The sequence below is a fragment of the Streptomyces sp. NPDC048481 genome (assembly GCF_043200075.1).
In the GTDB taxonomy this organism is placed as follows: Bacteria; Actinomycetota; Actinomycetes; order Streptomycetales; family Streptomycetaceae; genus Streptomyces.
Genome location: NZ_JBICXC010000008.1, coordinates 311,562 through 325,652, shown reverse-complemented (window position 1 = coordinate 325,652; position 14,091 = coordinate 311,562). Strand labels below are relative to the sequence as shown.

The 14,091-nt window shown below is 72.3% G+C and carries 13 protein-coding genes; 8 read left to right on the top strand and 5 right to left on the bottom strand.

Annotated features, from left to right (window positions below):
- Positions 1-91 precede the first annotated feature (91 nt).
- Positions 92-742 carry a ScbR family autoregulator-binding transcription factor gene (locus ACGFSH_RS24765; protein ID WP_393352218.1) on the bottom strand — a complete coding sequence of 217 codons (651 nt, stop codon included), beginning with the start codon at positions 740-742 and terminating at the stop codon, positions 92-94.
- Between the two features lie 454 nt (positions 743-1,196).
- Between ACGFSH_RS24765 and ACGFSH_RS24760 the strand changes: the two genes are divergently transcribed.
- The gene (locus tag ACGFSH_RS24760) at positions 1,197-2,156 is read left to right on the top strand and encodes a lytic polysaccharide monooxygenase (protein ID WP_393352216.1); all 960 of its coding nucleotides are present in this window, start codon (positions 1,197-1,199) and stop codon (positions 2,154-2,156) included.
- Between the two features lie 246 nt (positions 2,157-2,402).
- Here the strand turns inward: ACGFSH_RS24760 and ACGFSH_RS24755 are convergent, their stop codons facing one another.
- On the bottom strand, positions 2,403-3,044 hold the full coding sequence (locus tag ACGFSH_RS24755; RefSeq protein WP_393352214.1) for a Tat pathway signal sequence domain protein: 642 nt from the start codon (positions 3,042-3,044) through the stop codon (positions 2,403-2,405).
- A 680-nt stretch (positions 3,045-3,724) separates the two neighbouring features.
- On the opposite strand from ACGFSH_RS24755, the gene ACGFSH_RS24750 reads away from it, so the two are divergent.
- The 7 genes from ACGFSH_RS24750 (at position 3,725) to ACGFSH_RS24720 (ending at position 10,444) form a co-directional block, all read left to right on the top strand.
- The gene (locus ACGFSH_RS24750) at positions 3,725-4,390 is read left to right on the top strand and encodes a DUF6230 family protein (RefSeq protein ID WP_393352212.1); all 666 of its coding nucleotides are present in this window, start codon (positions 3,725-3,727) and stop codon (positions 4,388-4,390) included.
- Positions 4,390-4,851, top strand: a complete 462-nt coding sequence (locus ACGFSH_RS24745; RefSeq protein ID WP_393352210.1) for a DUF6114 domain-containing protein — start codon at positions 4,390-4,392, stop codon at positions 4,849-4,851. The genes ACGFSH_RS24750 and ACGFSH_RS24745 overlap by 1 nt, the downstream gene beginning before the upstream one ends.
- Positions 4,852-5,314: 463 nt before the next feature.
- Positions 5,315-6,328: a substrate-binding domain-containing protein gene (locus ACGFSH_RS24740; protein WP_393352208.1), complete on the top strand. Its 1,014-nt coding sequence runs from the start codon at positions 5,315-5,317 to the stop codon at positions 6,326-6,328.
- Positions 6,329-6,405: 77 nt separating this feature from the next.
- A complete protein-coding gene (locus tag ACGFSH_RS24735; RefSeq protein ID WP_393352205.1) occupies positions 6,406-9,045 on the top strand; it encodes a nitrate- and nitrite sensing domain-containing protein in 2,640 nt (879 codons plus the stop codon).
- Positions 9,046-9,056: 11 nt separating this feature from the next.
- On the top strand, positions 9,057-9,491 hold the full coding sequence (locus ACGFSH_RS24730) for a roadblock/LC7 domain-containing protein (protein ID WP_393352203.1): 435 nt from the start codon (positions 9,057-9,059) through the stop codon (positions 9,489-9,491).
- A 1-nt stretch (position 9,492) separates the two neighbouring features.
- Positions 9,493-9,849 (top strand): DUF742 domain-containing protein, encoded by a 357-nt coding sequence (locus ACGFSH_RS24725; RefSeq protein WP_393352201.1) that lies wholly within the window; start codon positions 9,493-9,495, stop codon positions 9,847-9,849.
- Positions 9,836-10,444, top strand: a complete 609-nt coding sequence (locus ACGFSH_RS24720; RefSeq protein ID WP_393352199.1) for an ATP/GTP-binding protein — start codon at positions 9,836-9,838, stop codon at positions 10,442-10,444. The genes ACGFSH_RS24725 and ACGFSH_RS24720 overlap by 14 nt, the downstream gene beginning before the upstream one ends.
- Positions 10,445-10,509: 65 nt before the next feature.
- Here ACGFSH_RS24720 and ACGFSH_RS24715 read toward each other — a convergent pair whose 3' ends face one another.
- From ACGFSH_RS24715 to ACGFSH_RS24705, 3 genes are all read right to left on the bottom strand, one after another.
- Positions 10,510-10,926 (bottom strand): ankyrin repeat domain-containing protein, encoded by a 417-nt coding sequence (locus ACGFSH_RS24715; RefSeq protein WP_393352197.1) that lies wholly within the window; start codon positions 10,924-10,926, stop codon positions 10,510-10,512.
- Positions 10,927-11,009: 83 nt separating this feature from the next.
- A complete protein-coding gene (locus tag ACGFSH_RS24710; RefSeq protein ID WP_393352195.1) occupies positions 11,010-12,743 on the bottom strand; it encodes an aromatic amino acid lyase in 1,734 nt (577 codons plus the stop codon).
- Between the two features lie 77 nt (positions 12,744-12,820).
- On the bottom strand, positions 12,821-13,708 hold the full coding sequence (locus tag ACGFSH_RS24705) for an ABC transporter substrate-binding protein (RefSeq protein ID WP_393352298.1): 888 nt from the start codon (positions 13,706-13,708) through the stop codon (positions 12,821-12,823).
- Positions 13,709-14,091: the final 383 nt, after the last annotated feature.

Here is a 14,091-nt window from a genome sequence, read left to right as displayed (position 1 = left end):
CGCGGCGGCCCGGACGGCGTCATGGCGCGTCGGAGCCGCTCGCGCCCGCGCCCGTCGTGGCGCGCTCCGGCCGTTCCCCTGTCGGCCGGTCTCAGACGGCCGCCATGATCTCCCGTTCCAGCCGGGTGGCGAGCGTCAGATAGCGCGGGCGGCGCGGCACCGGCACCAGCCCCCGGATCAGGACGTACCACATCTCGGACATCCGGCGGGGCAGCCGGACGACGGGTTCGCGGGAGCGGCCGACGACCCGGGTGCCGACGAAGAAGCAGACGAGGGAGTGGGCCACGGCGTCCACGTCGACGTCCTGGTGGATGTCGGACTCCTTGACCGCGCCGCCGAGTCGCCGGGAGACCAGGTCCAGCAACTCCGCGAAGGGGTGCGGCACGGGCGGCCGGACGGCCACCTGCCCGGTGGCGAGCCGCAGACCGGCGCGGGCGATCGGCCCCTCGACCGACAGCCTGGTCAGAGCGAACGTCAACCGCATCAGGGCTTCGAGGGACGCGCAGTCGCGGTCGTCGATCTCGCCGGCGACCCGGCGGGCGGCCTGGGACTGCAACTCCATGATGGCGTGGGCCAGATCCTCCTTCGCCGCGAAGTGGAAGTAGAGGGCCCCCTTGGTGACATGGGCGTGCGTGACGATGTCACTCAGGCTGGTCGACTCGTAGCCGCGCCGGTCGAACAGGTCGGCGGCGGCCGTGATGATCGCCGTGCGGGTCTGTTCCGCGCGTAACTGCCTCGCCATCGGCTGATACTCTCCCGGGCCGGTAAAGAACGGGTCGTGCCGTTTTTTGCTACCGCACGTACACGATAACTCACCATGCGGTACTGACGGCAAGGCCGCGAGAGCCGCCGACTCCCCTGGCGACGACCGGACTTGCCCGCCGGGAACGCCCTCCGCGGGAGTGCGCGCCCGACAGAAACGTACCAGTGGCACAGTCCGGACGGCCATCGAAAGAGACGGGGTGTGCGGTTTCTGGGGTGTCGAACCGGGGCACCGGCCCCGAAGGTGAGGCGATGACACGTGCAACCAAGGCGCGAACGGCTCGCGTCGCACGGGGAACCGGCGGTTCCCGGTCGATTCGGGCGCATTCGCCAAGAGCGAGGGTGTTCACCGGCGAACGGGCCCCTGAACGCGGCGGTGCGGATTCCCGTACTCACGGCAGACCGTTCCCGCGCCGGCCGAGGAGACGTCCCCGATGCCCCGCACGACCGCACACCGCACCGCAGCCCTGGCGGCCGCCGCCGTGAGTCCGCTGGTCCTGGCCCTGTGGGCCGCCGCGCCGGCCCAGGCGCACGGCGCTCCGACGGATCCGGTCAGCCGGGTGTACGCCTGCTCCCCCGACGGCGGCGCCGCCGCCCGGACGGCGGCCTGCCGGGCTGCCGTCGAGACGAACGGCTCCTCATTCGCGGCCTGGGACAACCTGCGGGTGGCGAACGTGAACGGCCGCGACCGGCAGACGATCCCGGACGGACGGCTGTGCAGCGGCGGACTGTCCGCCTACCGCGGCCTCGACCTCGCCCGCGCCGACTGGCCGTCGACGAGGGTGTCGCCGGGCGGGACGCTGCGCATGACGTACGCCTCGACGATCGCGCACAGCGGCACGTTCAAGATGTATCTGACGAAGCCGGGGTACGACCCGTCGAAGCCGCTCGCCTGGTCCGATCTGCCGCAGCGGCCGTTCGCCGAGGTCAAGGACCCGAAGCTGACGAACGGCGCCTACCGCTTCACGGCGAAGCTGCCCGCTGATCGGACGGGCCGTCAGATGCTCTACACCATCTGGCAGAACAGCAGCACGCCCGACACCTACTACTCCTGCTCGGACGTGGTGTTCCCGGCGCCGGCCGCGCAGGGCGGGCCGGGAGGGCGGCCGACGGGCGGGACGGCGAGCAGGACGCCGGTTGCGGCCACGCCGAAGGCGCCGGGCAGCGCGACGCCTTCGCCGGCGTCCGGCAGCCCTTACGCGTCCGCGTCGCCGTCACCGTCGCCCGCGTCGGCGCGCGCCGCGGCGGCCGCCCCGCGGAGCACGCCGGCGGCGTCCGGGACGAGGTCCGCGTCCGGCTCCGGTCCGTCGGCGCCGGTCCTGGCGGGGGGTGCCGCCGCGGTGCTGGCCCTCACCGGCGGGACCGCCCTTGCCGTGCGGCTGCGCCGGCGCTGAGCCCGGTGGACCCGGGCGGACCCGGGCAGCTGTGAGCCCGATGGACCGGCGGGCCCGGTAACTCCCGTGCGCACAAGGTATTTCGGCCGGACGGAGGGTGCGCACACGGAAGTCCGGGTGTGCGGACGTCGGCCGTCCGCGCACCCGGAAGTCGTACGCTGCCCGGCCTCATCCGGACGAGGCGCCCGGGCACGGGCGGGCCGCAACCGGTCCGCCCGTGCCGGGGTCAGCCGCGCTCGGCGGCGTTCAGTTGACGGTGACGACCTCGCCCGCGTCGGTCACCGGGGCGTACTTCGCGGTGAAGTAGCCGTTGGCGAAGCAGAGCGACGAGCCGGACGTCTTCGTGAAGTGCTGGCCGGTGAAGGTGATGCTGTTGTCGTCGTTGCTCGCGACGCCGGTCAGGCTCGGAGCCTGGTAGACGCAGTTGATGCTGCCGAGCAGGGTGCGCAGCACGACCGTGGTCTGGATGGTGGAGCCGGCCGCCGGGGTGACGGTCACGGAGCCGTCCGAGCCCACGCTGGTGGTGTAGGCCAGGTTGTTGACCGTGACGCCGGTGACGCCGAGCACGCCGAGCACGTTGGCGGTGCAGCTGCCGAAGGAGTGCCCGGTGAGCGACTCGGTGGCGACGCCGGGCGCGGCGGGGTTGTCGGTGACGGTGGCGCTGAAGGCGGACGAGGCACAGGAGACGCCGCTGGTGCCGGTCGCGCTGGAGTAGAGGGTGGCGGTCGTGCCGGAGGCCAGGGACGCGTTGAGGACGTCACCGACGGCGACGTCGCCGTTCGCGGTCGTCAGGACGGCGCCCGCGGCGGAGGCCGGGGTGACGGCGGCGAGGGACAGGGCGGCGACGCCGCCGGCGACGGCGAGGAGGGTGCGGGAGCGGGTGCGCATGGGGGTGCCTCTTTCTCAAGGGGGGATGTATTGCAGGGGGGTTGGTCGGTAGGACGGGGAAACCGGCGCGTTGCATGGGAGCAACCCGGGGGACGCGTTCGGCGTCCACCGCCGCCGGCCCGTGACGCCTTCTCCGTACGTGACGGACCGGCAACGGCGAGCGACCGGTGACCGGCCGGAGGCACTGGTGAGTGCCCCGGCCGGGCCGGGCACAGAGGGCGATCGGCCGGGGCCGCGGGGGGAAGCGGTTCCGGCCGGTGCCGTGAAGGGATCGAGCCCGGGCTGAGGGCCCGTCCTGGCGGAAAGACGTCCGGGAGCGCGGAGCTTGACGCCGCGCTGCGGATCCGGCGCCACGGATCCGGGCTGGGCCAGGAGAGTTGTAGACCTGATGTTCGGTCAACGTCAATAGCTGCAAAGGAACTTGATGGACCGACAGATGAAAAAGATCAGGCCGGTCGGCCACTGGTCCGCAGGTGGCACAGAATGAACACTCTTTTTCCACATCTCCCTTGACCGCATGGTGTAACCATCGGTAACTTCCTCGACGGCTACTGCTGCGTAACGTGAAAGCCCTTGCGGCTTCCGGGAGTCGCAAGGAGACGTACGCCGCAGCCGCTGTCCGCGCCAGGACAACGCGCCACTGAAGCCCAACCCGCATGACTTAGCGCATGGGAGCAGACATGGCCTCGTCCCCGGACGTCACGTCGTCCGCCGACAACACCCCCGAGAACCCCGAAAGCGGTTCCACCGAGAGACGCGGCCGAGTGCGGCTGCGCCGGGCCGCCGTGATGGCGGTGCCCGCCACCTTCGTCGCCGCCGGCCTCGCGGTGCTCACCGCGCAGGGCGCGCTGGGCGTGCAGTTCGCGATCTCCGGCATGCCGTTCGTCGTCACCGCCGACAGGCTCGACGGCGAGGGCTTCGCCCAGTTCGGCGGCCTGGACAACATGATCGAGAACAGCCCGAACCAGGGCGACACCGGCGGCCAGGTCCTGGTCGTCACCTCGGTCGTGAAGAACGGCAAGATCACCAACATGTGCCAGAGCGTCGACCTCGGCGGCATCCAGCTCGTGCTGAAGGCCGGCGGCGGGAACACCCCGGTGAGCGTGAAGAACCTGGCCATCGACTCCGACCAGATCACCGGTGACGCCGAGTTCAACAACATCGAGATCGGCCGCGACTCGAGCACCTTCGACAAGGTCCCGATCCAGGGCCCCGCGGGCGTCTACGGCCAGCAGGCCGACACCGTCGTCATCAAGAACCTGTACCAGCACAACTACGCGGCCACCGCCGCCGTCTTCAAGCTCCCCGGACTGAAGATGAGCTTCTCCAGCGAGGGCTGCAAGTAATGACCTTCACCCAGTGGCGGGACCGCTTCCGCGGGTGGAGGGGCCACCGGCCCTTCGCGGGCGGCGTGCTGCTCGTCCTGGGCGGCGCGGAGATCCTGGTGACCATGAAGGCACCGCTTCCGGTCATCCTGCACGTCGGCATGCAGGGGTTGGCGGGTTACCTCCTGCCCACCCTGATGGTGCTCTGCGGTCTGCTGATCCTGTTCAACCCGACCCAGCGGCTGTTCTACTCGATCATCGCGATCCTGCTCTCCCTGGGCACCTGGCTCACGTCCAACATCGGCGGCTTCGTCGTCGGACTGCTGCTGGGCGCCGTGGGCAGTTCCCTCGCCTTCGGCTGGGTTCCCGACCAGGAACCGCGCCGGAGCCGTCGTCAGCGGCGCGAGGAGGAGCAGGCCCGCCCGACGGTCGGCGCGGCCCACAAGGGCGGCCATCTGCCCGAGACGGGCAAGCCCGCGTAAGCGGGACGGCGACATCCACCGGCGGGGCCGGGCGACTCACGCAAGCGGGCCGCCTTCGGCCCCGCCGGTCTTCGTGCCCCTGGGCGCCGGCCGTCACGCCACCGCCGTCACGCCACCGCCGTCACCCCCACCCCGTCACGCCGAGCGCCGTACGCCCTGCGCGCTCTGCGTGCCTCGTGCGTCCCGTATTCCCCCGCGCGTGCGTCGCGCCCGCGGTCCATGCCCGCACGCATTGACGATCAGTCAACCCACCTGCGTCTTTGCCCTGCTGGTCCATACAGCGGGCACCCCGGATCACAATGCGGCACCGGCCTCTCACCCCCGGTGGTAGCTCACTTGACTACCGGCGGTCACACACGGTTGGCTCCGAGCCAACGGAAGTCTCCCCTCCGGTGCCCACCCCCTCGCACCGGTGCCGCTCGCCCGTCCCTCTGCTCTGCCGCACAGCGAGGTGCAGCCCCCCATGACCACTCCCCTCCCCCTTCCCCGGTCCTCCGCGGTCCCTGGATCGCCGCGCCTCGCCGCCCTGGCCGCGGCGTGCTGTCTTCTGCTCGCAGGCTGCTCCGGCGCCGGCTCGTCCGCCCCGGCCGCGGACCGGGAGGGCGGCCCGGCCGGCCGCGTCAGGATCGCCCTGATCACCCACGGCGCCGAGGACGACGCCTTCTGGGAGCTGGTGCGCAAGGGCGCCGAGGCGGCGGCCGACAAGGACGGCGTCGACCTGGCCTACGCCAGCGACCCCGACGGCGCGAGCCAGGCCGCCCTGGTGCGCAACGCGATCCGCGACAAGGTCGACGGCATCGCCGTGACCCTCGCCAAACCGCGGGCCATGAAGGCCCCGGTGGCCGCGGCCAGGGCGGCCGGCATACCCGTGGTCGGCCTCAACTCCGGTATCGACGCGTGGCGTTCGGCGGGACTGCTGGAATACTTCGGCCAGGACGAGAGCGTCGCGGGCCGGGCCGTCGGCGACAAGCTCGACGGCCTCCACGTCAAACACGCCCTGTGCGTCATCCACGAGCGGGGCAACGTCGCCCTGGAGGCCCGCTGCGCCGGTGTGAAGAAGACGTTCTCCGGTGAGACGGACATGCTCTACGTCGACGGGACGGACATGGACGCCACGACCGCCGTCGTGACGACACGGCTGCGGCAGGACCCCGACATCGACGAAGTCATCACCAACGGGGCCCAGTTCGCGCTCGCGGCCGTGCAGGCCGCCGACAAGGCCGGCAGCAAGGCCGAGGTCGCCACGTTCGACCTCAACAAGGACCTGGTCACAGCCGTGCGCGACGGCCGGGTGCAGTTCGCCGTGGACCAGCAGCCCTATCTCCAGGGGTACCTGGCCGTCGACGGACTGTGGCTGCACCGGACCAACGGCAATGTCAGCGGCGGCGGTGTGGCCCCCGTGCTGACCGGCCCCGCCTTCGTCACCCGGGCCAACGTCGCCCAGGTCGCCGGCTTCGCCGCCGCCGGAACCCGCTGACCGCACGCCGCCCCTCTCCCCTCGCTCCTTCCCCGTCCCCTCTTCCCCCTCCCCCGCTGATCGCTCCTAGGACGGCCATGTCTCCTCGGTCCGGCGCCCGGCGCCGCCGTCTCGGCTCCATACGTCTCTCCCTGATCCTGCTGGCGCTGGTGCCCGGCGTCACGCTCACCGCCATGTGGGGTGTGACGACGACCCAGATGTTCACCGAGGGGCTGCGGCTGCGCGCACAGACGGAGCTGAGCAGGTCCACCGGCGCGATGGGCACCGAGGCGACGCTCGCGCTCCAGCGGGAGCGCAGTCTGTCGGCGGTCTGGCTGGCCTCCGGTCCCGGCGGGTCCCGGGCCGCGCTGGAGGCCCAGCGCACGAAGACGGACGACGCGGTCGCCGAACTGGTGTCACGGGCGGACGACATCCAGAAGGCGCCCGCCCGTGTCCGTGACCGGCTTTACTCGGTCGTCGCCTCGGTCGGCAGCCTGGAGTACTACCGTGGTCAGGTGGACGACCCCGTCGACATCACCGCCGCGCAAGCCCTGGACCAGTACACGTCCATCATCGACGACCAGATCCATGCGTTCCAGGAGCTGTCCCAGGTCGACGACGGCGACCTCACCTCGCAGGCCGGTCCGCTCGTCGCGCTGGAGCACGCGGCCGAGCTGGTCTCCGAGGAGGATCTTCAGCTCACCCTGGCGGGGCCCAGGGGCCGCATGGACGAGAAGACCTGGGCCAAGTTCGCGCAGTTGGTGAACAGCCGCCGCTGGCTGGTGCAGGATCAGATCGTCCCCTCCCTCACCGGTGACGCGAAGGCCGACACCGAGCGGATCCTGACGAGCTACCAGTGGCAGACGCTGGAAGCCGTCGAGGACAGGGTGCTCGCCGCCCGCGCCGAACAGGGCGGACACGGCGACATCGTGCTGCCGGACGTGCAGAGGACATGGCGGGCCGCGCTCATCGACGTCTCCGACCAGTACGCCAAGCTCATCGGGGAACAGACGGCGGCCCTCTTGCGGCACAGCGCGGACGACTCCCGCGGCCTGCTGATCAAGGCCGCCTCGCTGAGCGCCGGCGGTCTCCTCGCCCTCGTCGTGTGCATCGGCATGTCCTGGCGGATCACCCGCTCGCTGTCACGGCGGCTGCACGGACTGCGGATGGCCACGCTGAGCCTGGCGCACGAGCGGCTTCCCGACGTGGTGGCCCGGCTGGACCGGGGAGAGACCGTCGACGTGGACGCGGAGACCCCTCCGCTCGACTACGGCAGCGACGAACTCGGCCAGGTGGCGAAGGCGTTCAACACCGCGCAGCGCACCGCCGTGCACACCGCGGTGGAACTCGCCGACACGCGCCGCGGCTTCCAGAAGGTCATCCTGGGCATCGCCCGGCAGAGCCAGAACCTGGTCAACCTCCAGCTCAGCAAGCTCGACGCGCTGGAACGCCGGCACCAGGACCCCGAGGTCCTGAATGGGCTGTACGAACTCGACTCCACGGCGAGCCAGTTGCGGCGCTACGAGGAGAACCTCGTCATCATCAGCGGCGGCCGGCCGGGGCGCAGCTGGGCGGAGCCGGTGGCGCTGGTCGACATCCTGCGCAGCGCCGTCGGTGAGGTCGCCGAGTACCGGCGCGTGGAGGTGCACACCGAGGAGGAGGTGGCCGTCGCGCCGCCCGCGGTGGCGGACGTCATCCATCTGCTGGCCGAGCTCATCGACAACGCGACGTCCTACTCGCCTGCGCCGGCCCCGGTCGGCGTCCGGGCGACGCTGGTGGCCAGGGGGCTGGCGATCGAGGTCGAGGACCGCGGGCTCGGGATGTCAGAGGAGGACTACGGCTCCTTCAACGAGCAGTTGGCGGTGCCTCCGCAGTTCGACGTGGTGGCGCTGGCGGACGACCTGCGGCTGGGCATGTTCGTGGTGGCCCGGCTCGCGACCCGGCACGGCATCGCCGTGACCCTGCGCTCCTCGCCGTACGGCGGCACCACCGCGATCGTGCTTCTCCCGCACGACATCGTGGTCCAGGACGTGCCGGACGACGACCGGTCGCCGGCGGGCGCCGGGCGAGACGACGCCGACGACACGGCGTCCGCGGGGGCCCGGGAGGAGTCCGGGGCGCCGTCGGCCGGGCCCGACGGTGCGGACATTTCGCACGGCTCCGGCCCGGACGGGCGACAGGATCCGGCGCGGGAGCGGTCGGGGGAACACGGCAGGTCCGGGCAGGACGACGTCGGCCGCCCGCACGGACGTACCCCGGTGTCCGCCCCGTCGCCGTCGCCGTCCTCAGGTTCACCCACGACCTCGGCCTCTGCCCCTGCCGGTGTCTCCGTGGCTGCGCCCGTCGCGGACTCGGCCGACGGGCCCGGCGGGCCGCCGTCGCTGCCCCGCCGGATACCGCAGACCAGCCTCGCCACCGAGTTGCGCGACGACGCCGCGGCCGCGGCCCGCGCCGGACGCGCCGAGGACGACGCTTTCGCGGACGATTTCACCGCCGAGCGCGCGGCGTCCTCCCTCGCCGGCTTCCAGCGCGGCACCCGGCGGGCCCTCGCCGAAGCGGACGCCGACGCCGACGCCGACGGCGACGTCGAAGCCGCCGGTGGAGGCGCCGGTGCTGCCGAAGTCCCGTGCCGCGGGCCGCAGGGGACGGCCGCCGCTCGGGACGGCGGCCCGCCCGTCACCGCCTCAGGCGCCACGGGCGCCGCCAAGAACCCGACCACGCCCGCCGACCGCTCATGAAGGACACCGCGATGACACCCTCCCTCCCCGGTACCAACACCCAGCTCGACCAGCTGCTCACCGGTCTCGTCGACCGGGTCGCCGACGTCAACCAGGCCGTCGTGCTCTCGGAGGACGGTCTGGTGGTGAGCAAGTCCACCGGATTCCTGCGGGAGGACGCGGAACGGCTGGCGGCGACCGCGTCCGGTCTGATGAGCCTCAGCAAGGGCGTCAGCATGGACTTCCGCGGCGGTCCGGTGCGCCAGGCGCTCATCGAGATGGCCAACAGCTACCTGATCCTCACGTCGGCCGGTCCGGGCGCCCACCTCGTCGTGCTGGCGGGCAGGAACGCGGACGTCGGCGTGGTGGCGTACCAGATGAACATGCTGGTGAAGAAGATCGGCGAGCACCTCAGCGCGGCTCCGCGGGCCCATGTCGGTCCCGCCGCGCGCACCCACGGCGGGTGAGGTGAACGGAGGCGACGAAGCGGGCCGGCTCGTCAGGCCGTTCGCCCTCACCGGGGGACGGACCCGGCCCAGCCGCGCCGACTTCACGCTCATCACCACGGTGACCGCGGTGGACCCGCCGCCCGAACGGCCGACGCGGCCCCAGCCGGAGCACGGCCGGATCCTGCGGCTGTGCGCCCGGCCGGTGGCCGTGGCGGAACTCGCGGCTCGTCTCGACCTGCCGGTCAGCGTGGTCGTCATCCTGCTCTGCGACCTGCTGGAGGCGGGGTTGATCACGGCCCGCCCGCCCCGCTCCGTCACCGGCGCCCATGACCTGGACCTGCTGCAGAAAGTGAGGGACGGCCTTGGCCGGATCTGACACCGCCGCTCGACCGGCCGCACCGGCGGCGGCCCCCGACACGGTCAAGATCCTCATCGCGGGCGGCTTCGGCGTCGGCAAGACGACGCTGGTCGGGGCGGTCAGCGAGATCACGCCGTTGCGCACGGAGGAGCCGCTGACGGTGGCGGGGCTGGACGTCGACGACCTGAAGGGCATCGAGGAGAAACGGTCCACCACCGTTGCCCTCGACTTCGGGCGGATCTCCATCGGTGACGACCTGGTGCTCTACCTCTTCGGCACACCCGGCCAGCAGCGTTTCTGGTTCATGTGGAACGACCTGGCGATCGGCGCCCTGGGCGCCGTGGTCCTCGTCGACGTACGGCGACCGGAGTCCAGCTTCGCCGCCGTCGACTTCTTCGAACGGCGGGAGATCCCGTTCGTGGTGGCGGCGAACGGCTTCCACGGCTTGCACCCGTATCCCCCGGAGACGATCAGGGAGTCCCTCGCCCTGCCGGAGCGCGTGCCCGTCCTGCTGTGCGACGCCCGGGACCGGGAGTCGTGCCGGGACGTGCTGATCGCCCTGATCGACCGGTTGATCGACGACGTCACGCTCCGCCCGCCCCCGCCCGCCTGATCCCGGACCGTCCCGCCCCGGCCCCTCCCGCCCGAGCCCGTTCCGCCGGCGCGCGGTGGTCGCCGTCAGCCGGCTCCGGCCGCCCGCAGGACGGCGATCGTCGCCGGATGAGGTCCCGCGGCGGCCCATTCCAAGGGTGTCAGCCCGGTGCCCTGATCCTCGCGCAGTCCGGGGTCCGCGCCATGGGCGAGCAGGGTGCGCACGGTCTCCACGTGCCCCCAGCAGGCCGCCGCGCACAGCGGTGTGCCCTCGGCGCCGACGCCGGCGCTCTCGGCGTCGGGCGGCGCCCCGGCCTCCAGCAGTCTGCGCGCCACGTCGGCCGCGCCGTGGACGCACGCGTGGTAGAGCGGGGTCGTGCCCTCGGAGTCGGCCCTGGCCGGGTCCGCGCCGGCCCGCAGCAGACGGTCGACGTCCCGGACCGTCCCGCACATCGCCGCCTCGACCAGGCGCGAGGTGAGCTTCTTCTGCCGTCTTCTGTTCACGGTCACCGAGCCTAGGACGTGTTTCGAAGGTCCTCTGTCGGGCGACGCCTGGCACGCGCCCCAGGGCTCACGCGGCGGCCGTCTCACAGGTCTGCCAGCACCGGAAGCAGGCGGACGGCCGCCGTCACGTCGTCGGTGAGGGGGCGGTCCCGCGTCTCCGCGGGCAGCGCCGCCGTCGCCACCGCGAGGGCCGCCACGCGGGGCGGATCCGGATGCAGCCTCAACGCCCGCACCGCGCTGACGAGTTCGCAGCCGAGGACGACGGCGTAGGCCTCCGTCGCCCGCAGGGTCTGCCGTGCGGCCTGGCCCGCGAAGCTGGCGGCCTCCTCCAGGCCCCGGGAGAGGACGGCGTGCCCCGCCGAGGCCGGCGCCGCGCAGGAACGCAGCTCGGCAAGAGCCGAGTTGGCGCTGTACTCCAGGATCATCGTGCCCGAGCTGCTCACCGGCCCCGTGGCGAGGAAGGCGGGCAGGTGGGTCAGTCCGGGATCGCCCAGCGCCGCCAGCCGGGCGGCCGAGAGCTGCGCGGTCTGCAGCAGCGCCAGGACGACGCCGTCCAGGGCCAGTCCCAGCGGCGCGGCGAAGAAACCGCCGTGGTGATAGGCCCTGGCGTCGCCGGCGTCCATGAGGGGGTTCTCGGACGGGCAGTTGATCTCCACCTCGACGACCTCGCGCAGTCGCTCGCACGCGTCCAGCACACACCCGTGGACCTGGGGGAAGGTCCGGAAGCCGAAGGGATCCTGGATACGCCCTCCTCGGCGGGGCGGCGGACGGTCGGCCCACCCGAGCAGCCGCCGCACCTCGCCCGCCGCGCGTGCCGCACCGGGGTAGGGGCGCAGGGCGTGCACGGGCGCGGCGTAGGCCTCGGGCGAGCCGGACACCGCGGCGAGGGACAGCGCGGCTACGGCGTGTGCGGCCCGCAGCAGCATGTCCAGTTCGCCCTGGGCGAGCGCGGCCTGCCCGAGCGCGAGGGCGTTGCTGCTGAGCAGCGCCAGGGCGTCACCGGCTTGCAGGACGACGGGCGCGGGAGTGCGAGGGGGGCCGGTGGGAGCGCCGTGGGCGACGGTTGCCGGACGTGGCTCGCGAGGCGGTTCGGAGCGCCGGTCGAGGCGACGACCGGCCGGGGCAGGGGCCGGGGCAGGGGCCGGGGACGAGCCGGGACCGGGGCCGGGGACGACCACGAACCGCACCGGGGCGGCGGGATCCTCACCGCGAGAGCCGTCGGCGGGGGACGAGCCCCGGGGCGGTTCGGGCGGACCGACTCCGGGTGGCTCGGGACGGGTCCAGGGGCGTTCGCCGATCAGCGTCAGACCCGTCTGCGCCAGGGCCGTCAGGTCGCCGGTGCCGATCCCGCCGTACTCGTTGACGGCCGGATGGACCCCCAGCCGCAGGGCGTCGGCGAGGGCGTCCACGAAGGCCGGCTGGATGCCGGAGCCACCGGCGAGCAACTGGTTGGCGCGCACGGCGAGCATCGCCCGCACCTGGCGGGCCGGGAGCAGGGCGCCCGCGCCGCCCGCGTGGCTTCGCAGAAGCCGCAGGCCGTGCGCGGCCTCGTCGTGCTCCTCGACCGGCACCGAGCGCTGCGCGCCGACGCCGGTGCCGCGGCCGTACAGCCGCCCGGAGGCGGCGAGCCGCTGCGCGGTCAGCCAGGAGCGCCGGGCCCGGTCACGCGCCTCGGGGGCGATCGCGGGCACGGCTTCGCCGTCGGCGAGTGCGAGCAGCTCGCCGACGGTGAGCGTGGTCCCGTCCAGGAGGACCCGGGCGCCCGCTCGGTGCGGGGGTACCCGGGCCCGTCCGTTCGCGGATGCGGTGACGTCCAACGGATCGGCAGTCCAGCGGTTCAGCGGTTCAGCGGTTCAGCGGTTCAGCGGGTGAACGGTTCGGCCGCCGGGCCGCCTCAGCCCAGGCCGGCCGTCTTCAGCCAGGCCTTGGCCACGTCGAGCGGGTCCTTGCTCTGGAGCTGCACCTGGGAGTCCAGGTCGAGCAGGGTCTTCGTGTCGAGCTTGGCGGAGACGGCGTTGAGCGCGTCGACGCCCTCCTGGGAGAGCCCGCTCTTGTAGACCACCGGGGTGACGTTCGCGAAGCCGAAGAGGTTCTTCGGGTCCTGGAGGACGACGAACTTCTCCTTGGTGATGGTCGGGTCCGTGGTGAAGACGTCCGCGGCCTGCACGGTGTCCTTCTTCAGCGCGGCCTGGGTCAGCGGGCCGCCCGCGTCGAGCGCCTTGAAGGACTTGAACTTCAGCCCGTACACGGAGTCGAGGCCGAGGAGGCCCTGCTGGCGGGTCTGGAACTCGGGCGATCCGCCGAGGACCAGCTTCGGCGCGATGTCCTTCAGGTCGGCGAGGGTGGACGTCGCGGTGAGGTCGTACTTCTGCGCGGTCGCCGCGTTGACCGTGACGGAGTCCTTGTCCTCGGCCGGCGACGACTCCAGCAGCGTCAGCTTGGAGTCGAGCTTGGCCTTCACCGCCGCGTTCACGGTCGCGAGCGACTTCTGTTCGGCCTTGGCGTCGAGGTAGGCCAGCAGCGAGCCGTTGTACTCCGGCAGGACGGTGATGGAACCGTTCTTGAGCAGGCCGTACGTGGTCTCGCGGCTGCCGATGTTGGGCTTGTAGGACACCTTGATGCCCTTGGCCTTCAGAGCCTCGCCGTAGATGTCGGCGATCAGGATGCTCTCGGCGAAGTTGTTGGAGCCGACGACCACGGTGTCACCGGCCGCCTTGTCGCCGGCGAGCGGGTCGGAGGAGTCGTCGGACGAGGAGGAACATCCCGCCAGCAGGGCCGTCATCGCGGCGAGGGCGACGGCCGCCGCACCGGGGTGGTTCCTGAGGGACCTGCTGCTGTGGGTGTTGGAAGTCACGGTTCCCGTTCCGGGCTGTGGGGTTGATGAGAACTCAAACACTCTGCCCTGATCCAATCCATCGGCTTCTCGATCAGTCAAGGGCAGCAGGATCACCGATTGGCTTCGATCTGTGATCACTTGTGTGCGGATCGGGAGATCGGCCCTCGCCCTCCCCGGGATCGCCGGGACGGCGCCTCCACTCCGCTTCGTAATGATTTCTTGACGCGGGGCGACGCGCGGCGCCGTTCCGATTGGCGATAGGCTCCCCGGAGTTGACCTTCGTCACAGCAGTCGGCGGCGGTCACGGCGGTGTACGGGGGCCGTTTTCA

Excerpts from the sequence above, each read along its gene's own strand:
- ACGFSH_RS24750 (WP_393352212.1), top strand. The coding sequence starts at position 3,725 with ATGGCCTCGTCCCCGGACGTCACGTCGTCCGCCGACAACACCCCCGAG.
- ACGFSH_RS24755 (WP_393352214.1), bottom strand. The coding sequence starts at position 3,044 with ATGCGCACCCGCTCCCGCACCCTCCTCGCCGTCGCCGGCGGCGTCGCC.
- ACGFSH_RS24765 (WP_393352218.1), bottom strand. The coding sequence starts at position 742 with ATGGCGAGGCAGTTACGCGCGGAACAGACCCGCACGGCGATCATCACG.
- ACGFSH_RS24760 (WP_393352216.1), top strand. The coding sequence starts at position 1,197 with ATGCCCCGCACGACCGCACACCGCACCGCAGCCCTGGCGGCCGCCGCC.
- ACGFSH_RS24735 (WP_393352205.1), top strand. The coding sequence starts at position 6,406 with ATGTCTCCTCGGTCCGGCGCCCGGCGCCGCCGTCTCGGCTCCATACGT.
- ACGFSH_RS24740 (WP_393352208.1), top strand. The coding sequence starts at position 5,315 with ATGACCACTCCCCTCCCCCTTCCCCGGTCCTCCGCGGTCCCTGGATCG.
- ACGFSH_RS24730 (WP_393352203.1), top strand. The coding sequence starts at position 9,057 with ATGACACCCTCCCTCCCCGGTACCAACACCCAGCTCGACCAGCTGCTC.
- ACGFSH_RS24745 (WP_393352210.1), top strand. The coding sequence starts at position 4,390 with ATGACCTTCACCCAGTGGCGGGACCGCTTCCGCGGGTGGAGGGGCCAC.
- ACGFSH_RS24705 (WP_393352298.1), bottom strand. The coding sequence starts at position 13,708 with ATGACGGCCCTGCTGGCGGGATGTTCCTCCTCGTCCGACGACTCCTCC.